General features: G+C 64.2%; 16 protein-coding genes and 1 tRNA gene. 10 read left to right on the top strand and 7 right to left on the bottom strand.

Annotated features, from left to right (window positions below; translation table 11 throughout):
- The first annotated feature begins 269 nt into the window (after positions 1-269).
- The 4 genes from accD to pepA all read left to right on the top strand — a co-directional run bounded on the left by accD (position 270) and on the right by pepA (position 6,199).
- Positions 270-1,139 (top strand): acetyl-CoA carboxylase, carboxyltransferase subunit beta, encoded by an 870-nt coding sequence (accD, locus tag AC1RMD_RS21290; RefSeq protein WP_492929127.1) that lies wholly within the window; start codon positions 270-272, stop codon positions 1,137-1,139.
- A gap of 29 nt (positions 1,140-1,168) precedes the next feature.
- Complete coding sequence (locus tag AC1RMD_RS21285) at positions 1,169-2,209, top strand: MerR family transcriptional regulator (protein ID WP_492929125.1); 1,041 nt, start codon at positions 1,169-1,171, stop codon at positions 2,207-2,209.
- 70 nt (positions 2,210-2,279) lie between these two features.
- On the top strand, positions 2,280-5,069 hold the full coding sequence (prsT, locus tag AC1RMD_RS21280) for an XrtA/PEP-CTERM system TPR-repeat protein PrsT (protein WP_492929123.1): 2,790 nt from the start codon (positions 2,280-2,282) through the stop codon (positions 5,067-5,069).
- Between the two features lie 221 nt (positions 5,070-5,290).
- Positions 5,291-6,199 carry a flocculation-associated PEP-CTERM protein PepA gene (gene pepA / locus AC1RMD_RS21275; RefSeq protein ID WP_492929121.1) on the top strand — a complete coding sequence of 303 codons (909 nt, stop codon included), beginning with the start codon at positions 5,291-5,293 and terminating at the stop codon, positions 6,197-6,199.
- 71 nt (positions 6,200-6,270) lie between these two features.
- On the opposite strand, the gene AC1RMD_RS21270 is transcribed toward pepA, so the two are convergent.
- A complete protein-coding gene (locus AC1RMD_RS21270) occupies positions 6,271-6,930 on the bottom strand; it encodes an acyltransferase (RefSeq protein ID WP_492929119.1) in 660 nt (219 codons plus the stop codon).
- Positions 6,931-7,034: 104 nt separating this feature from the next.
- Positions 7,035-7,111: transfer RNA gene (locus AC1RMD_RS21265), tRNA-Met, on the bottom strand.
- Between the two features lie 171 nt (positions 7,112-7,282).
- Between AC1RMD_RS21265 and AC1RMD_RS21260 the strand changes: the two genes are divergently transcribed.
- The 3 genes from AC1RMD_RS21260 to AC1RMD_RS21250 all read left to right on the top strand — a co-directional run bounded on the left by AC1RMD_RS21260 (position 7,283) and on the right by AC1RMD_RS21250 (position 9,408).
- Positions 7,283-7,855, top strand: a complete 573-nt coding sequence (locus tag AC1RMD_RS21260) for an NUDIX hydrolase (protein WP_492929117.1) — start codon at positions 7,283-7,285, stop codon at positions 7,853-7,855.
- Between the two features lie 18 nt (positions 7,856-7,873).
- Positions 7,874-8,602 (top strand): leucyl/phenylalanyl-tRNA--protein transferase, encoded by a 729-nt coding sequence (aat, locus tag AC1RMD_RS21255; protein WP_492929114.1) that lies wholly within the window; start codon positions 7,874-7,876, stop codon positions 8,600-8,602.
- Positions 8,603-8,676: 74 nt separating this feature from the next.
- The gene (locus AC1RMD_RS21250; RefSeq protein ID WP_492929112.1) at positions 8,677-9,408 is read left to right on the top strand and encodes an arginyltransferase; all 732 of its coding nucleotides are present in this window, start codon (positions 8,677-8,679) and stop codon (positions 9,406-9,408) included.
- Between the two features lie 117 nt (positions 9,409-9,525).
- Here the strand turns inward: AC1RMD_RS21250 and AC1RMD_RS21245 are convergent, their stop codons facing one another.
- The gene (locus AC1RMD_RS21245; RefSeq protein WP_492929110.1) at positions 9,526-10,689 is read right to left on the bottom strand and encodes an RNA-guided endonuclease InsQ/TnpB family protein; all 1,164 of its coding nucleotides are present in this window, start codon (positions 10,687-10,689) and stop codon (positions 9,526-9,528) included.
- Positions 10,690-10,839: 150 nt separating this feature from the next.
- Here AC1RMD_RS21245 and AC1RMD_RS21240 point away from each other — a divergent pair, with 150 nt between their 5' ends.
- From AC1RMD_RS21240 to AC1RMD_RS21230, 3 genes are all read left to right on the top strand, one after another.
- Positions 10,840-11,880: a quinone-dependent dihydroorotate dehydrogenase gene (locus tag AC1RMD_RS21240; protein WP_492929108.1), complete on the top strand. Its 1,041-nt coding sequence runs from the start codon at positions 10,840-10,842 to the stop codon at positions 11,878-11,880.
- 10 nt (positions 11,881-11,890) lie between these two features.
- Positions 11,891-12,937 carry an aldo/keto reductase gene (locus AC1RMD_RS21235; RefSeq protein ID WP_492929106.1) on the top strand — a complete coding sequence of 349 codons (1,047 nt, stop codon included), beginning with the start codon at positions 11,891-11,893 and terminating at the stop codon, positions 12,935-12,937.
- Positions 12,938-13,156: 219 nt separating this feature from the next.
- Positions 13,157-15,538 carry a TonB-dependent receptor plug domain-containing protein gene (locus tag AC1RMD_RS21230; RefSeq protein ID WP_492929105.1) on the top strand — a complete coding sequence of 794 codons (2,382 nt, stop codon included), beginning with the start codon at positions 13,157-13,159 and terminating at the stop codon, positions 15,536-15,538.
- Positions 15,539-15,587: 49 nt separating this feature from the next.
- On the opposite strand, the gene AC1RMD_RS21225 is transcribed toward AC1RMD_RS21230, so the two are convergent.
- The 4 genes from AC1RMD_RS21225 to cysT are packed head-to-tail and all read right to left on the bottom strand — an operon-like array spanning position 15,588 to position 19,288.
- Positions 15,588-16,520, bottom strand: coding sequence for a CysB family HTH-type transcriptional regulator (locus AC1RMD_RS21225; protein ID WP_492929103.1), 933 nt, complete (start codon positions 16,518-16,520; stop codon positions 15,588-15,590).
- Complete coding sequence (locus AC1RMD_RS21220; protein ID WP_492929101.1) at positions 16,517-17,587, bottom strand: sulfate/molybdate ABC transporter ATP-binding protein; 1,071 nt, start codon at positions 17,585-17,587, stop codon at positions 16,517-16,519. The genes AC1RMD_RS21225 and AC1RMD_RS21220 overlap by 4 nt, the downstream gene beginning before the upstream one ends.
- Positions 17,588-17,591: 4 nt before the next feature.
- Positions 17,592-18,482, bottom strand: a complete 891-nt coding sequence (gene cysW, locus AC1RMD_RS21215; protein WP_492929099.1) for a sulfate ABC transporter permease subunit CysW — start codon at positions 18,480-18,482, stop codon at positions 17,592-17,594.
- Positions 18,482-19,288 carry a sulfate ABC transporter permease subunit CysT gene (gene cysT, locus AC1RMD_RS21210; protein ID WP_492929253.1) on the bottom strand — a complete coding sequence of 269 codons (807 nt, stop codon included), beginning with the start codon at positions 19,286-19,288 and terminating at the stop codon, positions 18,482-18,484. Before cysT ends, cysW begins: the two co-directional genes overlap by 1 nt.
- Positions 19,289-19,395 lie beyond the last annotated feature (107 nt).

Genomic DNA, 19,395 nt, shown 5'->3' with positions numbered 1-19,395 from the left:
AATAAATCGAGTGTGGTTGCTGACCATAGGGGGCACCAAGATCGTAGGAATTTCTCGAGAGTAGCATCGGAAACGGGCGGCTCCCAGCGATGTTGCGGGCCGGCGGGCGGTAGATCGCACGTCCTTGATGTGGGTCAAATTTGCAATATGTGGTTGTGCTAATTCGTCACAGCCGGAAAGTCCGTCCATGGGCGCGGCGCCCACTTTTTGCTTGAGCCTGACGCTGCGTCAGGCTTTACGCTGCATGCATAACCGTGAAGGAGCATGCAATGAGCTGGATAGAAAAACTCCTCCCGCCGCGCATCAAGCGCGGCGCCGAACAGCGCCTGTCCATACCTGCGGGGCTGTGGATCAAATGCGCCGCCTGCGAGGCGGTGCTGTACCGCGCCGACCTGGAGGCCAACCTGCAAGTCTGCCCCAAGTGCAGCCACCACATGCGCATCCGCGCCCGCACCCGCCTGGACGCGCTGCTCGATGCCGGCGGCCGGCACGAGATCGGCCAGGAAGTACTGCCGGTCGACACGCTCAAGTTCAAGGGCAGCAAGAGCTATCCCGAACGCCTGAAGGCGGCGATGGCGGCCAGCGGCGAAACCGACGCCATGATCGTCATCGGCGGCGCCATCCTGTCGGTGCCGGTGGTGGTGGCCTGCTTCGAGTTCGATTTCATGGGCGGTTCGATGGGATCGGTGGTGGGCGAACGTTTTGTGCGCGGCGTGCAGGCGGCGATCGACCAGCATGTGCCCTTCATCTGCATTACCGCCAGCGGCGGCGCGCGCATGCAGGAGGGCCTGCTGTCGCTGATGCAGATGGCGAAGACCACCGCCATGCTGGCCAGGCTGGCGGAAAAGAAGCTGCCTTTCGTGTCGGTGCTGACCGATCCCACCTCGGGCGGCATCTCGGCCTCGTTCTGCTTCCTCGGCGACCTGGTGCTGGCCGAACCGAAGGCGCTGATCGCCTTCACCGGCGCGCGCGTCATCAAGAGCACCTTGGGCGTGACCTTGCCGGAGGGCTATCAACGGCCGGAGTTCCTGCTCGAGCGCGGCGCCATCGACATGATCGTCGACCGCCGCGAGATGCGCGCCGAGCTGGCCTCGCTGCTGGCCTTGCTGCTGAAGCTGCCGAAGGATGCGCTGGCCTGACACTGCGCGCCTGACGTACACTGTCGCGCATGAACGAACATCGCGACCGCACGGTACTGAAAATCGGCGAACTGGCCGCGCGCTCCGGCCTGACGGTGCGCGCGCTGCACCACTACGACAACATCGGCCTGTTGACGCCGTCGGGCCGCGCCGATTCCGGCTACCGCCTGTACCACCGCGACGACGTCGCGCGCCTGCATCGGATCCAGACGCTGCGCCGCTTCGGCATGTCGCTGGGCGACATCGCCACCTTCCTGGCCAGCCCGGACGCGCCGTTCGCCGACATCGTCGCGCAGCAGATCGCCGCGCTGGGCAAACAGATCGAGCAGGCGGCGGCGCTGCGCGAACAACTGGTGCAACTGCAGCACGTGCTGGGCAGCGGCCGCAGTCCCGAGCTGTCCGACTGGCTGGAAACGCTGGAGCGGATGGACCTGTACGACAAGTATTTCAGCCGCGAGGAGTTGAAGCGCCTGCCCTTCTGGCAGCAGAACGCGCGCAGCCGCGCCGCCTGGGCCGCGCTGGTGGGCGAGCTGGAAGCGCTGATGGCGCAAGGCGCGCCGCCGGACGACGTGCGCGCCGGCGAGCTGGCGGAGCGCTGGATGCGGACCCTGCAACAAGATACCGACGCCCATCCCGGACTCGCGCTGCGCATCACCGACATGCTGGACCAGGAGGTCACGGTGCAGCGGCAAACCCGCATCACGCCGGCGATGAAGGAATATGTGTCGACGGCGCTGGGCGCGCGCAAGCTGGGCATCTACGCGCGCTATCTGGATCCCGATGAAATGCGCGCCATGCGCGAACACAGCGGCAAGAACCAGTACCAGTGGATGACGCTGATCGCCGCCGCGCATCAACATCTGGCAGACGGCATCGCACACGACGCGCCGTCGGCGCAGGCGCTGGCGCGCCAATGGATGACGCTCTACCTGGCGCAGGTCGGCGGCGACCCCGCCACGCTGGTCAAGATCCGCGCCGCGCACCGGCAGGAACCCGCGCTGCTGAGCGGGACCTGGATCACCCCCGCCATGCTGGACTACATCAGGACCGCCCACGCCACGCTGGCTTGATCAAGCGTAAGGCCGTGGCCCATATTGCGACCTAAGATCGCGGAGGTACCCCCACGTCCAGGAGACCTCCATGATACGATTCGGCAAAAATTCTGCCGGCCGGCGCCGTCGCCCGCCGCGCCTGGCCCTGATGCTGCTGACGCTGACGCTGGGCGCCTGCAACACCGCGCGCGACACCGACAGCCTGATGGCCCAGGCGCGGCAGTATCGCGTCAAGGGCGAAACCAGGGCGGCCATCATCGAGCTGAAAAACGCGCTGCAAAAAGCGCCCGACAACGGGACCGCCCGCCTGCTGCTGGGCGAGGTCTATATCGAAGCGGGCGATATCGCATCGGCCGAGAAAGAAGTGCGCAAGGCCCAGGCGCTGGGCATCGCCGCGGCGGAAGTCATGCCGCGCCTGGGCAAGGTCATGCTGATGCAGGGGCAATTCAAGAAACTGCTCGACGACGTCAAGCCCGACCCGTCCAGCCCCCACCAGACGGAGCTGCTCATATTGCGTGCCAACGCCCACCTGGGCCTGGGCGACACGGCGCAGGCCCGGCGGCTGTTCGACGATCTGCTGGCGAAAAACCCGGACCTGGCCGAGGCGATGTTGGGCCAGGCCAGGATCGCCGCCCTGTCGCAACGCCTGGACCTTGCCTCGCAACACATCGAACACGCGCTGGCCAAGCATCCCGGCAATATCGAGTGCCTGCGCTTCAAGGGCGACCTGTTGCGCCAGCAAGGAAAAACCGCGGCGGCCCTGCAGGCATACCAGCAGATCCTGACCCTCCAGCCCAACAACGCCCAAGCCCATATCGATAGCGCCGCCCTGCTGATCCAGGACAAGAAGCTGGCCGAAGCCCGATCCGAAATCGACGCCGCCCGCAAGATCTCGTCCAACAGCCTGCAAGTGATCTACACCCAGGCCTTGCTCGAGTTTCAGGAGGCGAAATATCCGGCGGCGCGCGATGCCTTGCAGCTGATCTTGAGGGTGATGCCGGATCACATGCCCAGCCTGCTCCTGATGGGTTCCGTGCAAATGGCGCTGGGCTCGTATCTGGAGGCCGAGCTGTCCTTGCGCAAATTTCTCGACGCCAACCCACGCCATGTCTACGCCAGCAAGCGCCTGGCCGGTCTCCTTCTGAAGAGCGGCAAGACCGACGACGCCATCGCCGCGCTGGCTCCGGTGCTGGAGGCGAATCAGACGGATGTGGAGTTGCTGGCCCTGGCGGGACAGGCGCAGATGCAGGGCCGGCACTTCGCCAAGGCGGCCGAGTATTTCCAGGCCGCCAGCGACCTGGCGCCGCACACGGCCAGCTTGCATACCTCGCTGGGATTGAGCCGGCTGGGCGCCGGCGAATCGGCAAGCGCGGTGGCCGAACTGGAACAGGCGACCGCCCTGGATGACAAGAGCGGCAAGGCCGGCATCCTGCTGGCGATGACCCACTTGCGCAACAAGGAATACGACAAGGCGCTGCTGGCGGTGGCGGCCATGGAAAAGCGCGACGGCAAGAATCCGCTGCTGCAGAACCTGAAAGGCGGCATCCTGCTGTCCAGGCACGACCTGGCCGGCGCGCGCGCCGGCTTCGAGCAGGCCTTGGCGCTCGATCCATCCTACCTGTCGGCCCTCGACAACCTGGCGCAAATGGACCTGATGGAGAAAAAACCGGAACGTGCGCGCCTGCGCTACGAAGCGGCGCTCGCCAAGGACCAGAAAAACGTCGGCCTGACGACGGGCCTGGCCAAGCTGGCCCTGGCACAAAACAACACTGCGGAAGCGGTGCGCTGGCTGGAACGCGCCAGCGCCGACCATCCCGAGGCCTTGACCCCGGCATTGCAATTGGCGGCGCTTTACCAGCGCACCGGCGCCAAGCAGAAATCGCTGAAGCTGGCGCAAGCCGCACAGGCCAGCCATCCCAGCGATCCCGAGGCGCTGGCGCTGTTGGCGCAGATCCAGACTGCGAACGGCAACCACGAAGCGGGGCTGGAAAACTATACCAAGCTGGCCGCATTGCAACCGGCGTCAGCCGCGGTGCAGCTGCGCATCGCCTATGCCAAGGTCGCGCTCAAGGACAATGACGGCGCCCTCGATTCGGTCAAGAAAGCCTTGCGCTTGAAAGAAGACTGGTTCGAAGCCCAGGTCCTGGCGGCGACCTTGCTGGTGGACGGCAAGAACTACGCGGAAGCGCTGGCGATCGCGCAAACCGTACAGCGCCAGCGGCCCGAGCTGCCAGCGGGGCTGACGCTGGAGGGCGACATCTGGATGGCCCAGCGCAAACCGCAAGACGCGCTGCGCTGCTACGAGCGGGCATACAAGATGAGCCAACTGCCGCCGCTGGCGATCAAGATCCACCAGGCGCTGCTGTTGGCGGGCAAAACCAGGGAAGCGAGCCTGCATGCCGCCCAGTGGTTGCAGCAATTCCCAACCGAGCCCAGCTTCCGCTTCTACCAGGCCAGCGCCGACCTGGCGGCCGGGCGCTACAAGCCGGCGATCAGCTCGTTCGAGGCCATCGTCCGGCAAGATCCGAAAAATGCCGTGGCGCTCAACAACCTGGCCTGGGCCTACCAGCAGGAGAAGGACCAGCGCGCCCTGGCGACCGCCGAACGGGCCTACCAGCTGGCCGGCGCCAATCCCGCCATCCTCGACACCCTGGGCTGGATCCTGCTGGAGAAAGGCGAAACGGGCCGCGCCCTGACCTTGCTCAAACAAGCCAGGACCCTGACGCCCGACGTGCCCGACATCGGCTACCACCTCGGCATGGCGCTGATGAAGTCCGGCGACAGGCGCGCCGCGCGGCTCCAGTTCGAACAACTGCTGGCCGCCAACAAAGACTTCCCGCAACGCGCCGAGGTGAAGGCGATGCTGGAGTCCTGGTAGGCGCGGAGCGGGTCGCAGGACTGTCGATATTCTTTACATGCCATCCCACCACGCCGAATACGTTGAAAAAATATACTTTAAAAACAAATACTTGGCATCTCCTTCAAGCATGGCTTGGCATTTGCTTAGTAGTGGGTAGCCGACTGGCTCCAAGCGGTCGGCAAGGTATTGAAACCCCAACCTAGCGTAGCGATACTCCAATCATCAAGGAAGGAAACAAAATGAAAAAATCACGCATACTAGGCGCTCTGCTGGGAGCGCTATTTGCCGCCGGCGCAGCTCAGGCGACCACGCTGAACACCACCAGCGCCGCCAATGTGCTGTTTGCAGGCAATCCGGGGGAACCGGCCGCCCCTTCGGCGGCGGGCGGCGACGGCATCCTCCAGAACTTCTCGGGCATAGACTGGCACCAAAACGGCGCCGGACTGATTCAGGACTTTACCCTCACCCCCGCCAACAACACCGGCGATTTCGTCGATTTCACGCTGACGTATCAAGCCTTCGCCGCCGTCATCAACACCACCTCGCCCACGCCGGACCTGCGTGTAGCCCCACCCGGCCCCGCCGTCGGCACCTATGAGCTGACGACGGTCGCCACCCTGCACGAACGGGCAACTTGCCTCAACGTCGGTTGCACTGCGGTGGCGATCACCTTTACCCCCGCCACCAGCAGCACCTGGTCGATCTATTTCGATAGTGCGCCCAATGCCAATCAAGCGGCCGGCACCGGCTTTACCGACGGCGCGGTGATGCTTTCCGGCACCTGGGATACGGAACTGTCGACCTTCCTGGCAACCGGCACCTCCGGCACGCCCGGCGCCACCGGCGTTGGCTCGGCGACGTTGATCGGCACGGTCCTGTTCACCAACGCGGCCTACGTCTCGCCGGCCCTGGCCGGTACGCGCTTCGACACCACGCTCAACTTCCCCGGCCCCGCCGCGCCTGACTTCACGCGCCCGCTGCTGGTCAACGGCATCGCCACCGGTCCCAACACGGACTCGCAATTCGTGCTGAATATCGATGGCGCCCAGCAGTTCACGGCCGTACCTGAACCAGCCACCCTGGCGCTGGTTGCGGCAGGCATCTTCGGGATGGGTTCACTCGGCCGTCGCCGCGAGCAGAAGAAATAGTCCGTCGTCAGGACTGGCAATCGGTACCGGCCGGCGCTTCAGGGCGCCGGCCTTTTTTTCAGCGCCCGGTTTTACTTCAAGCGGCGCGCCGGGCTGCCGCCCCACACTTCGCCGCTGCCGATGCGCGTGCCCTTGGCCACCAGCGAATTGGCCGCCACGATCGCGTTATCGCCTATCGTCACGCCGGACAACACCACCGCATGGGCGCCTATCGTCACATGGTCGCCTATCGTGATGAAATAATGGCCCAAGGTATCACCCTCGATCACATGCGGCACCAGCAAGGCGGTTTCGCCGACCACGCTGTTGGCGCCGATCGTCACAAACGACGGATCGTAAATAATGCCCGAGCTGTAGGTATTGGCGCCCAGGCGGGCACCCAGCGCAAGATAGATCAGCCGCATGATGGGAATCGGAATAATTCCACCGCGTATCAAGGAATTGAACAGTATCAGGTAGAACAAGACATACACCTGATAGATGAACTCCTGCCTGGAACCGAATTCGATATTCCCGTCACGCAGGGGCAGCACCCACATGAATAGCCGGAATACCAGCAGGCCATACAGGTAGACCAGCAGCAGCGCCGCCGCGCTGACGGCCACGCCCCTGAAATCGCCCAGGCCGGGAATGGCGCCCACGCCGCAGTAAGCGCTCAGCACCGCCAGCAGCAAGACCAGCGCCAGCATGGATAAGAAAACGACAATGGACGACAGTCGGATTTTTCGCATGAAAACACTCCCCATAGGAACATCGATTATAGGGAAAGCGAGGTTTTGTAGTCGCGGAAACGAAAAAGCCGCTGATACCTGACGGTATCAACGGCTTTCAAATTTGGTTGCGGGGACAGGATTTGAACCTGTGACCTTCGGGTTATGAGCCCGACGAGCTGCCAGACTGCTCCACCCCGCGTCTGTATGTAGTTATTATAGGGCAGATCATTGGTTTAGGCAATATTAATCCTCAAATCGGCTGCGATAGTCCGGATATATACAGTTACCTATAGACATAGGCCATGCCGCACAGGCTTCAATCGGTGTAAAGTAGCCAAAGTGAGCCTACTTACCGACTGAGCTATCCCCTATGAAATTCTGTTCCGAATGCGCCTCCCCCGTCAGCCTGGCCGTCCCGGCCGGCGACAACCGTCCTCGCTATGTCTGCGGCAGCTGCGCCACCATCCATTACCAGAACCCGAAAATGGTGCTGGGCTCCATCCCCGTGTGGGAAGGCGACGGCGAACTGAAGGTATTGCTGTGCAAACGCGCGATCGAGCCGCGCCACGGCTTTTGGACGCTGCCGGCCGGCTTCATGGAAAACAATGAAACCACCGCCGAAGGCGCCATCCGCGAAACCCAGGAAGAAGCCGGCGCCAATATTGCGCTGGGTCAGCTGTTCTCGCTGCTGAACGTGGCGCGCGTGCACCAGGTGCACCTGTTCTATCTGGCCACGCTGCTCGACCTGGAGTTCGCCCCCGGCGAGGAAAGCCTGGAAGTGCAGCTGTTCAGCGAAGCGGAGATCCCGTGGGACGACTTGGCCTTCCCCACCATCCGCACCACGCTGGAACTGTTCTTCGCCGACCGCGCCAGAATGCGCGAGGGCGGCGACTACGGCTTCCACACCCAGGACATCACCCGCAACATGCGTTCCGACCTCTGATTACGTGACGCTGTCCCTATGATCCCATGGCTGGAAACCGATAGCCCCTTCCCCGACGTCGCCCAGGCGCTGACCACCGATGCGCCCGGCCTGCTGGCGGCCGGCGCCGACCTGTCGCCGCAGCGGCTGCTGATGGCCTACCGCAACGGCATCTTCCCCTGGTTTTCCGAAGGCCAGCCCATCCTGTGGTGGAGCACCGATCCGCGCATGGTGCTGATGACCGAGCAGTTCCGCATCTCGGACAGCCTGAAGAAAACCCTGCGCAAGGTCGAGCGCGAGATGGCCGCCGGCGGCCGCTGGCAGGTGCGTTTCGACAGCGCCTTCGAGCAGGTGATGCGGGCCTGCGCCGCGCCGCGCCGGGACGGCCCCGGCACCTGGATTTCGGAAGACATCATCGCCGGCTACAGCGGCCTGCACCGGCTGGGCTACGCCCACTCGTCCGAATTGTGGCTGGACGGCCAATTGGTCGGCGGCGCCTACGGCGTGTCGATCGGCCGCATGTTCTATGGCGAATCGATGTTCGCCCGCGTCACCGACGGTTCCAAGATCGCGCTGGCCTATCTGGTGCGCTTCCTGCGCCAGCACGGGGTAAAGATGATCGATTGCCAACAGGAGACCGGCCACCTGGCCTCGCTGGGCGCGGCGCCGATTCCCCGCGCGCAATTCCTGGCGCATCTGCGCAACAATATTGAATTGCCTCAGATCACCTTGTGGGAACCCATTGCACCGCTGGCTGCGGACAGTTAAGCTAAAGGTGACAAGCGCCTTGCGAGACTTGGCGCTATCATAGGTCTACCCCACCTGCCCTCGATAGGACGTGCATGACGCACCTGAACGATCTGCCTTTCGCGACGCTGCAGTTTTACACCACGGCGCCCTACCCTTGCAGCTATCTGGACGCGCGCCAGGCGCGCTCGCAGGTGGCGACTCCTTCGCACCTGATCAACGCCGACGTCTATTCCGAGCTGGTGAAAAACGGCTTCCGCCGCAGCGGCATCTTCACCTACCGCCCGTATTGCGACGGCTGCCAGGCCTGCATCCCGGTGCGGGTGGTGGCCGACCAGTTCGGCCCCAACCGCGGCCAGCGGCGCGCCTGGGCCAGGCACGGCGACCTGACGGCGGGCGTCGCCACGCTGTCGTTCTCGGACGAGCACTACGACCTCTACCTGCGCTACCAGAGCAAGCGCCACGCCGGCGGCGGCATGGACCAGGACAGCCGCGACCAGTACGCGCAATTCCTGCTGCAAAGCCGGGTCAACACGCGGCTGGTGGAGTTTCGCGAGCCCGACGGCACGCTGCGCATGGTCAGCATCATCGACGTGCTGTCGGACGGCCTGTCGTCGGTCTACACCTTCTTCGATCCCGATATCGAGGGCGCTTCCTACGGCACCTTCAACGTTTTGTGGCAGATCGCCCAGGCGCGCGAATTGAAGCTGCCCTATGTCTACCTGGGCTACTGGATCAAGGAAAGTCCGAAGATGTCCTACAAAACCAACTTCAAGCCGCTCGAGGCCCGCATCCGCGGCGTGTGGAGCGTGCTGGGCGCCTGTTGACATCCTCCCCTCCTCAGCCTGACGGCTGCCGCTAGTGCGGGAAGAAAGGGGATTCCGACAGCGCCGCGTGATGATTTACGCGGTCGCCTCGGCGGGTTCTTGCTTCATCGACTGGCCTTACTGCGCCAACTCTCCACAAGCTAAAACGCGATGCCCTCGCGCTAAGACATTGATCGCGCCGACCACATCGGCGTGATTCTCGTAGCCGCAAGCGACGCACAAGAATTTCGCCTGTGCAGCTCGACTCGCTTTCGAAACCTGACCACATATAGGGCACATCTGGCTGGTGTGATGTGCCGGAACGGCCAACAACATACCACCGCTCCATGTGAGCTTGTAGTCGAGCTGCCGCCTGAACTCGCCCCACCCTTGATCCAGGATGGCGCGGTTCAGGCTGCTTTTCTGGCGGACGCTCTTACCTGGCCACTCAACCGTACCTCTGGAAGACCTGGACATGTTCTGTACCTGTAAATCCTCGATGCAAACGAGCGCGTGGTTTTTGACGATCGTCGTTGTGATCTTGTGCAGGAAGTCCTTGCGGGCGTTGGCGATACGGGTATGAACTTTCTGGACGCGGGCCTTAGCCTTCTTCCAGTTGTTGCTGAATTTGACCTTGCGGCTCATGCGGCGCTGATAACGTGCCAGGTGTTGCTGATGCTGATTGAAGCTGTTGATGGGCACGATAAAGGTCCCGTCGCTCATGGTGGCGAACCGAGCCACGCCGACATCGATGCCGACGGCTGCCGTCGCGGTGGGCGACGGTGGTTCGACTTCACGTTGCGTCTGGATCGACGCGAACCACTTTCCACCAGACTGGCTCACGGTGACATTGCGAACCACTCCGAGCACATCCCGGCTGTTGCGGTAGCGTATCCAACCTAGCTTGGGCAGCAAGAGGCGACGGTTGCCCTGGTCGAGCTTGATCTGCTTCGGATCCGGATAGCGAAAGCTGTCGCCACTGCCTTTGCGCTTGAAGCGAGGGAAGGCGGCGCGCTGCTCGAAAAAGTTCTTGTATGCGCGCTCCAAGTCCTTCAATGCATGTTGTAGTGCCTGGGATGGCGCTTCTCGGAGCCACTCCGTGCCGATTTCGCACTTCCAGACCGGCAATTTTGCAGCCATCCTCACGTAGCCAATGAATTTCTCCCCGGTCGCGTGATTCTCCTTTTGTATCTCCAGCGCCTTGTTGTAGACGAACCGGCACGATCCGGCGAAGCGACGCATACTGCGCTGCTGTTCGCCGGTGGGCATCAGTTCGAATTTGAAGGCTTGGCGTCGGATCATACTGTGATTTTATACAGTTACCATGCCGTCGCCAACACTTAGCCGCGTACAGGAACGGCTGCGCCGTCGGCGCTTACATCACCGGCCTCAAGGCCGATGTTTTACGCGCAGGTCGGATAAAATATGGGGAACTACAACAAGAGCTCCCCCATGTCCGAAAAATTCCTGTACTCGCTGGCCCGTCCGATGCTGTTTTCGATGGACGCCGAAGCCGCCCACCATTTCACCCTTCCCGCACTCAAGCGCGCCGCCGCCCTGGGCTTGACCAAGCTGGTCAAGCAACCCGAGGCCGACCCGCGCACCGTGATGGGCATTACCTTCAAGAACCCGGTCGGCCTGGCCGCCGGCCTGGACAAGGACGGCGCCTACATCGACGCGCTGGCCGACCTGGGCTTCGGCTCGATCGAAGTGGGCACCGTGACGCCGCGCGCACAGCCGGGCAACCCCAAGCCGCGCATGTTCCGCCTGCCGGAGGCGCAAGCCATCATCAACCGCATGGGCTTCAACAACGGCGGCGTCGACGCCTTCGTCGCCAATGTGCAGTCGTCGCGCTTTTACCAGGACCAGGCCGGCGTGCTGGGCCTGAACATCGGCAAGAACGCCGACACCCCGATCGAACGCGCCACCGACGACTACCTGCACTGCCTGGAAAAAGTCTACCCATACGCCAGCTACGTGACGGTCAACATCTCGTCGCCGAACACCAAGAACCTGCGCCAGCTGCAAGGCGGCTCGGAACTGGACGGCCTGCTCGGCACGCTCAAGCAAGCCCAGCTGCGCCTGGCCGACCAGCACCGGCGCTACGTGCCGCTGGCGCTGAAGATCGCGCCGGACATGGACGGCGACCAGGTCAAGAACATCGCCGACGCGCTGCTGCGCCACAAGATCGACGGCGTGATCGCCACCAACACCACGCTGAACCGCGACGCCGTCACCGGCATGCTGCACGGCGCCGAAGCGGGCGGCCTGTCGGGCGCGCCGGTGTTCGAGTTTTCCAACACGGTGATCCGCCTGCTCAAGGCCGAGCTGGGCGATGCGCTGCCGATCATCGGCGTCGGCGGCATCATGCGCGGCGCCGATGCCCGGGTAAAGATGGAGTGCGGCGCGCAGCTGGTGCAGCTGTATAGTGGCCTGATCTACGCGGGCCCGGCGCTGGTGCGCGATTGCGCGGACGCCGTACGCGGCAAATAAAGGAGGCGGCATGCAGCAGACACAACTTGGCACGAGCGACCTGAACGTCAGCAAGATCTGCCTGGGCACGATGACCTTCGGCGAGCAGAACACCGAAGCCGACGCCCACAGCCAGCTGGACTACGCGCTGGAACGCGGCGTCAACTTCATCGACACTGCGGAAATGTATCCGGTGATGCCGCGCGCGGAAACCCAGGGCTCGACCGAGCGCTACATCGGCAGCTGGCTGAAGAAGAGCGGCGCGCGCGGCAAGGTGGTGCTGGCCACCAAGGCCGCCGGGCCCAGTCCGCACATCGGCTGGGTGCGCGGCGGCAAGCAGAACTTCGACGCCGCCAATCTGCGCGCGGCGGTCGAGACCAGCCTGCAGCGGCTGCAAACCGACCATATCGATTTATACCAATTGCACTGGCCCAGCCGCAACGTGCCGGTGTTCGGCTCCAACGCCTTCAATCCCAAGCTCGAGCGCGAATGCGTGGCGATCGAGGAAACGCTGGCCGCGCTGGGCGAGTTGATCAAGGAAGGCAAGATCGGCGCGATCGGCGTGTCCAATGAATCGTGCTGGGGCGTGAACGAGTTCGTCAAGCAGGCCGAGATGCAGGGCCTGCCGCGCATCGCCAGCATCCAGAACCTGTACAACCTGACCGCGCGCCATTTCGAGACCAGCCTGCTGGACGAGACCTGCTACCGCGAGAACGTCAGCCTGCTGGCCTACAGCCCGCTGGCCTTCGGCCAGCTGACGGCCAAGTACCACGACGACCCGAAAGCCAAGGGGCGCCTGACGCTGTTCCCGGTGACCTGGAGCCCGCGCTACCTGCGTCCGACGGTGCTGTCCGCCGTGGCGCAATACGCCGAGCTGGCGCGCGCCAACGGCATCACGCCGACCCAGCTGGCATTGGCATGGTGCTACTCGCGCTGGTTCGTGGCCTCGACCATCATCGGCGCCACCAATCTGGCGCAGCTGAAGGAAAACATCGACGCCTACGGCCTGCAACTGCCGCCCGAAGTGCTGGCGCAAGTGGACGCCATCCACGCCGCCATCCCCAATCCAGGCCAATAAAACCCGGGGGTCAAGTCTGACATTCGGACACGAGCTCTGCCGTACTGTGAGGTTACGACAGAGCTCGTGTCCGAATGTCAGACTTGACCCCCGGCGCTTTTAAACAACACTGCCCTGCACGTTATCCAATTCTTGAATATCATTAGACGTAACCATTCGTGTGCAGCAACTTTGCGCACTGGTAAGCTTTCCTCATCACCAACGTAGAAAGACCGTCACATGAGCACCCGCCATCTCGCCCGCCCGCTTGTCCGCCCGCTTCTGCTCAGCAGCCTGATCGCCACCGTCGTCATTCCCGCCTTCGCCCAGCAAGCCGTGGCCGACGGTGAATTGCAGTCCGTGGTCGTCACCGGCACCTATGCCAAGAACCGCCGCACCATCGATTCCGAATCGCCGGTCGATGTCATCAGCGCCAGGGAGTTGCAGGCGAGCGGTTCGAGCGAACTGGCCACCGTGCTGGGCCGTCTGCTGCCGTCGATGAACTTCCCGCGCCCGTCCGGCGCCGACGCCAGCGACGCCGTGCGCCCCGCGCAACTGCGCGGCCTGTCGCCGGACCAGACCCTGGTGCTGGTCAACGGCAAGCGCCGCCACACCACGGCGGTGGTCAACGTCAACGGCACCCAGGGCCGCGGCTCGGCGCCGGTGGACCTGAACGCGATTCCGCTGGCGGCTATCGACCACATCGAGGTGCTGCGCGATGGCGCGGCGGCCCAGTACGGCTCGGACGCGATTGCCGGCGTGATCAACATCATCCTGAAAAAAGGCGCGTCCGGCGGCGAGGCCGAAGTGGGCTTCGGCGAGTACCAGAAGCGCGACGGCAAGGCCATCACAGTGCGCGGCTCGACCGGCTTCAACCTGGGCGACCAGGGCTGGGTGCGGGTGGCGCTGGAAGCGTCCGACCGCGATCCGACCAACCGCGCCGGTCCCGACCTGCGCAACCCGGCCGAGCCGCGCTACGGCAAAGTCAACCAACGTTTCGGCGACCCGGAAACCCGTCCGCGCACAGTGTTCGTCAACAGCCAGTACCGCGTCAACGACGATATCGACTGGTACGCTTTCGCCAACTACGGCCAGCGCAACACCTCGGCCGCCGCCACCTGGCGCACCGCGCTGAACGGCACGGCGCAGCGCACGCCGCTGTACCCGGAAGGCTTCCTGCCGCTGGAAAACAGCGAATCGACCGATACCTCGCTGGTCACCGGCCTGCGCGGCGAAGCGGGCGGATGGCGTTGGGACGCCAGCCTGAACTACGGCAGCAATGAATTCCAGCTGGACCTGGACCACACCGTCAACCAGTCGCTGAACGCCGCCAGCCCGACCCATTTCTACGCCGGCAAGCTGAAGAACACGCAGCAGTTGTTCAACTTCGACGTCGCCAAGGAATATCCGGTGGCGGCCTTCAGCGGCCCGCTGACGGTGGCGCTGGGCGTCGAGGCGCGGCACGAGAAATACGAGATCGGCGCCGGCGACGAAGCGTCCTACATCGGCTCCGGCGCGCAGGGCTTCTCCGGCTTCCGTCCGATCAACGCCGGCAGCAACAGCCGCCACAACGAATCGATCTACGCCAACCTGGAAGCGGAGATCACCAGGCAGTTCTCGGCCTCGGGCGCGCTGCGCCACGAGCGCTACAGCGACTTCGGCAGCACCACCTCGGCCAAGGGCTCGGCGCGCTACGCGTTCACGCCGGACTTCTCGCTGCGCGGCACCGCCTCGTCGGGCTTCCGCGCGCCGTCGCTGGCGCAGCAGTTCTACACCATCACCACCACCAACTTCTCGGTGGTGAACAATGTCAACACGCCGATCGAAACCGGCACCTTCGCGGTCGGCAGCGCCGCCGCGTCGGCGCTGGGCGCGACCCCGCTGAAAGCCGAGAAAGCCCGCAACTACAGCCTCGGCGTGCAGTGGTCGCCGACCCGCAACTGGAACGCCTCGATCGACGCCTACCGCATCGACATCGACGACCGCGTGGCGCTGTCGGCCAACATGACCTTGTCGCCGGCCTTGCAGGCGGCGCTGGCCAAGCAAGGCATCCTGGTGGGCGCCGGCCGCTACTTCACCAACGCCATCGATACCCGCACCACCGGCGTCGACGTGGTCGGCACCTACCGTTGGGAAACGAGCGGCGCGGGCCGCTACGACTTCACCGCAGCCTACAACCACAACAAGAACTCGCTGGAGCACGTGAACGCCAACCCGGCCATCCTGACCACCAACGGCCTGACCCTGATCGACCGCCAGACCATCAACCGGCTGACCGTCGGCTCGCCGAAGGACAAGCTCAGCCTGGCGACCGACTGGACCATCGGCGCCTGGGGCGCGCGCGGCGTGGTGACGCGCTACGGCAGCTTCACCGTGCCGCAGAATAACGCGGCGCTGGACCAGGTCTACGATCCGCAGTGGGTGCTGGATTTGTCCGGCAGCGTCAAGCTGAACAAGAACTGGCGCCTGAGCGCGGGCATCGACAACGTGACCAATCGCTATCCCGACCAGGTCACGTCGGCGGGCAACCTCAACAACAACGGCATCAATCCGTACAGCGGCTTCGCGCCGAACGGCTTCAACGGCCGCTACTACTACGCCAAGGCCGGCTACAGCTGGTAAGGCGGCCCTGCAAAGGCTGGCGTCCGCCAATTGCGGAGCGCCAGCCGCATCAGCTTAGATCCCCGCCGTTCAAGGCCGCGTCGATATCGGCGCGGGTCAGGTCGGGGGCGAACTCCTGGATGAAGTGGTAGGCGTAGGAGCGCAGATAGGCGCCGCGCCGCACCGCCAGCCGCGTGGTGTTTTGCGCGAACAGGTGCGACGCTTCCACCGCGCGCATGCCCTTGTCGCGGCCGTGGTCGAAGGCCATCGAGGCGACGATGCCCACGCCCAGTCCCAGCGCCACATACTGCTTGATGACGTCCGAATCCATCGCCGTCAACACGATGTCGGGCTTGACGCCGGCGCGTTCGAACGCCGCGTCGATATGGCCGCGACCGGTGAAGCCGACGTCATAGGTGATCAGCGAGAACTCGGCCAGGTCTTCCAGCCGGATCGGCGAGCGCGCCAGCAGCGGGTGGCCGTCCGGCACCACGATCAAATGGCTCCAACGGTAGCAAGGGAAAGACACCAGGTCGGGAAATTGCGACAAGCCCTCGGTGGCGATGCCGATGTCGGTCTTGCCGGACAAAATCCATTCGGCGATGTGCTCAGGCGCGCTCTGCTGCAGGGCGATGCGCACGTCGGGATAGGCGGTGCGGAAACTCTGCACCACCTTGGGCAGCGCGTAGCGCGCCTGCGTGTGGGTGGCCGCCACGCTCAGGGTGCCGCTTTGCTGGCCGGTGTACTCCAGGCTGGCCTGCTGCAGGTTTTCCGCTTCGATCAGCAGGCGCTCGATGATCTTCAGGATACCCTTGCCGGGCTCGGTCATGCCGGTCAGGCGCTTGCCGTTGCGCTCGAAAATCACCACGCCCAGTTCGTCCTCCAGCTCGCGGATCTGGCGGCTGACGCCGGGCTGCGAGGTGAACAGCGCGTTCGCCACTTCGGTCAGGTTGTAGCCGCGTCGCGCGGCCTCGCGGATCGACCGCAGTTGTTGGAAATTCATATCGAGACTCCGCCATCGACAAATACACGCAGGCGCTTGGGACGCACCACCAGGGTTTCGCCTTCCTTCAATTGCAGTTGGCTGTAACGTTCGTTCGACATCACCGCTTCGATCAGCTCGGCGGTATCGCTGCGCTCCAGGTCCAGCTGGGCCAGCGGGCCGATCGCGTGCGCGCGACGCAGCTTGACGACGATGCCTTCCGCGCCCGGCGCGTAGCGGTCGATCTCCAGGTCGTGCGGCCGCACATAGGCGGTGCCCTTGCCGTCGGCCGACGGCTGGCCCGGCACGCTGAAGGAGGCGTCGCCGCTGGCCAGGATGCCGTCCTGCACGCGGCCGTGGAACATGTTCACATTGCCGAGGAAGCCGTACACGAACGGCGAGGCCGGATGGTTGTAGACCTCGTCCGGCGCGCCGATCTGCTCGACGTTACCCTTGTTCATCAGCACCACCTGGTCGGCCACTTCCAGCGCCTCTTCCTGGTCGTGGGTGACGAAGATCGACGTCACATGCAGGTCGTCGTGCAGGCGGCGCAGCCAGCGGCGCAGTTCCTTGCGCACCTTGGCGTCGAGCGCGCCGAACGGCTCGTCCAGCAACAGCACGCGCGGCTCGACCGCCAACGCGCGCGCCAACGCGATACGCTGACGCTGGCCGCCCGACAGCTGCGGCGGATAGCGCTCGGCCAGCCAGTCCAGCTGCACCAGCTCCAGCAACTCCTTGACCTTGCGGCGGATCTGGTCTTCCGACGGCCGCTGGGCGCGCGGCTTGACGCGCAGGCCGAAGGCGACATTCTCGAACACCGTCATGTGCTTGAACAGCGCGTAGTGCTGGAACACGAAGCCGACCTGGCGCTCGCGCACATGGCGCTGCGAGGCGTCGTTGGCGTCCAGCAGCACCTGGCCCGAATCCGGATGTTCGAGGCCGGCGATGATGCGCAGCAGCGTGGTCTTGCCGCAGCCGGACGGCCCCAGCAGCGCGGTCAGTTCGCCCTGCGGAAAATCCAGCGACACATTGTTGAGGGCGACGAAATCGCCGAAACGCTTGTTGATGTTCTTAACTTCGATAGTCATGGCATTACTCCGTTGTGCGCAGGTCGGCGGCGATCGATACCTTCAGGCGCCAAGAGATGAAAGATTTCAGGGCCAAGGTCACCAGCGCCAGCAGGGCCAGCAGCGAGGCCACGGCAAAGGCGGCGGCAAAGTTGTATTCGTTGTAGAGGATCTCGACCTGCAAGGGCACGGTGTTGGTCTCGCCGCGGATGTGGCCGGACACCACCGACACCGCGCCGAACTCGCCCATCGCCCGTGCGTTACACAGGATCACGCCGTACAGCAGGCCCCACTTGATGTTGGGCAGCGTGACGCGGCGGAAGGTGTCCCAGCCGGAGGCGCCCAGCACGATGGCGGCCTCTTCCTCTTCATTGCCCTGCGCCTGCATCAGCGGGATCAGCTCGCGCGCGACAAACGGGAAGGTGACGAAGATGGTGGCCAGCACGATGCCCGGCACCGCGAACAGGATCTTGACGTCGTGCTCCTGCAGCCACGGGCCGAACCAGCCCTGCGCGCCGAACAGCAGCACGTAGATCAGGCCGGAGATCACCGGCGACACCGAGAACGGCAGGTCGATCAGGGTCAGCAGGATGCTCTTGCCGCGGAACTCGAACTTGGCGATGCACCACGATGCGGCCACGCCGAACACCAGGTTCAGCGGCACGGCGATGAGCGCCGTGATCAGGGTCAGCTTGATGGCCGAGATCGCATCGTCCTCGATGATGGCGGCCAGGTAGGCTTGCCAGCCCTTGCGGAAGGCTTCGACAAACACCGCCACCAGCGGCACGAACAGGAACAGCGTGAGGAAGGTCAGCGCGACGGCGATCAGCGCGAGGCGCACCCAGCGCGGCTCCAGCGTTTGCGGGGCCGACGGCAGCTCGCCGCGCCGCACTGGCGTAGTAGGAAAGCCGCTCATTATTTGCCCGACTTTCCGCGGGCCCAGGCCTGCAACAGGTTGATGGTCAACAGCATGATGAAGGACACCACCAGCATCACCACCGCGATCGCGGTGGCGCCGGCGTAGTCGTACTGCTCCAGTTTGGTGATGATGAACAGCGGCGTGATTTCCGACACCATCGGCATATTGCCGGCGATGAAAATCACCGAACCGTACTCGCCGGTGGCGCGCGCGAAGGCCAGCGCGAAGCCGGTCATCAGCGACGGCAGGACGGTCGGGAACACCACGCGGCTAAAGGTTTGCCAGGCGTTGGCGCCCAGGCTGGCGGCGGCCTCCTCCAGTTCGCGCTCGGCGTCTTCCAGCACCGGTTGCACGGTGCGCACCACGAACGGCAAGCCGATGAAGGTCAGCGCAACGACCACGCCGACCGGCGTGAACGCCACCTTGAAACCCAGCGTGCCTTCGAGGAAGCGGCCGAACCAGCCGTTGGCCGAATACAAGGCCGTCAAGGTGATGCCGGCCACGGCGGTCGGCAGCGCAAACGGCAGGTCGACCAGGGCGTCGACGATGCGCTTGCCGGGGAATTCGTAGCGCACCAGCACCCAGGCGACGATGCCGCCGAAGATGACGTTGACGAAGGCGCCCAGCAGCGAGGCGCCGAAGGTCAGCTTATACGAGGCGATGACGCGCGCCGACGTCACCGCGCTCCAGAAGCCTTCCCAACTGAGCGTGAAGGTCTTCAGGAACACCGCCGACAGCGGGATCAGGACGATCAGCGTCAGGTAGAAAACGGTGAATCCCAGCGACAGCCGGAACCCCGGCATGACGCGGAAAGGCGCGCCCCGGACGGCGTTGGACGCCGTGGCGGACGCAGCGAGAACTGCTGACATGGTTGCTCCCTTATTACAAATTCTTCTATAAGGGCTGCATA

Source organism: Duganella sp. GW822-FHT06D06 (assembly GCF_058799615.1).
Note: the sequence above shows the minus strand (reverse complement) of the source record. Positions and strands in the feature narration are given on the sequence as shown.

Excerpts from the sequence above, each read along its gene's own strand:
- accD (WP_492929127.1), top strand. The coding sequence starts at position 270 with ATGAGCTGGATAGAAAAACTCCTCCCGCCGCGCATCAAGCGCGGCGCC.
- AC1RMD_RS21285 (WP_492929125.1), top strand. The coding sequence starts at position 1,169 with ATGAACGAACATCGCGACCGCACGGTACTGAAAATCGGCGAACTGGCC.
- prsT (WP_492929123.1), top strand. The coding sequence starts at position 2,280 with ATGATACGATTCGGCAAAAATTCTGCCGGCCGGCGCCGTCGCCCGCCG.
- pepA (WP_492929121.1), top strand. The coding sequence starts at position 5,291 with ATGAAAAAATCACGCATACTAGGCGCTCTGCTGGGAGCGCTATTTGCC.
- AC1RMD_RS21270 (WP_492929119.1), bottom strand. The coding sequence starts at position 6,930 with ATGCGAAAAATCCGACTGTCGTCCATTGTCGTTTTCTTATCCATGCTG.
- AC1RMD_RS21260 (WP_492929117.1), top strand. The coding sequence starts at position 7,283 with ATGAAATTCTGTTCCGAATGCGCCTCCCCCGTCAGCCTGGCCGTCCCG.
- aat (WP_492929114.1), top strand. The coding sequence starts at position 7,874 with ATGATCCCATGGCTGGAAACCGATAGCCCCTTCCCCGACGTCGCCCAG.
- AC1RMD_RS21250 (WP_492929112.1), top strand. The coding sequence starts at position 8,677 with ATGACGCACCTGAACGATCTGCCTTTCGCGACGCTGCAGTTTTACACC.
- AC1RMD_RS21245 (WP_492929110.1), bottom strand. The coding sequence starts at position 10,689 with ATGATCCGACGCCAAGCCTTCAAATTCGAACTGATGCCCACCGGCGAA.
- AC1RMD_RS21240 (WP_492929108.1), top strand. The coding sequence starts at position 10,840 with ATGTCCGAAAAATTCCTGTACTCGCTGGCCCGTCCGATGCTGTTTTCG.
- AC1RMD_RS21235 (WP_492929106.1), top strand. The coding sequence starts at position 11,891 with ATGCAGCAGACACAACTTGGCACGAGCGACCTGAACGTCAGCAAGATC.
- AC1RMD_RS21230 (WP_492929105.1), top strand. The coding sequence starts at position 13,157 with ATGAGCACCCGCCATCTCGCCCGCCCGCTTGTCCGCCCGCTTCTGCTC.
- AC1RMD_RS21225 (WP_492929103.1), bottom strand. The coding sequence starts at position 16,520 with ATGAATTTCCAACAACTGCGGTCGATCCGCGAGGCCGCGCGACGCGGC.
- AC1RMD_RS21220 (WP_492929101.1), bottom strand. The coding sequence starts at position 17,587 with ATGACTATCGAAGTTAAGAACATCAACAAGCGTTTCGGCGATTTCGTC.
- cysW (WP_492929099.1), bottom strand. The coding sequence starts at position 18,482 with ATGAGCGGCTTTCCTACTACGCCAGTGCGGCGCGGCGAGCTGCCGTCG.
- cysT (WP_492929253.1), bottom strand. The coding sequence starts at position 19,288 with ATGCCGGGGTTCCGGCTGTCGCTGGGATTCACCGTTTTCTACCTGACG.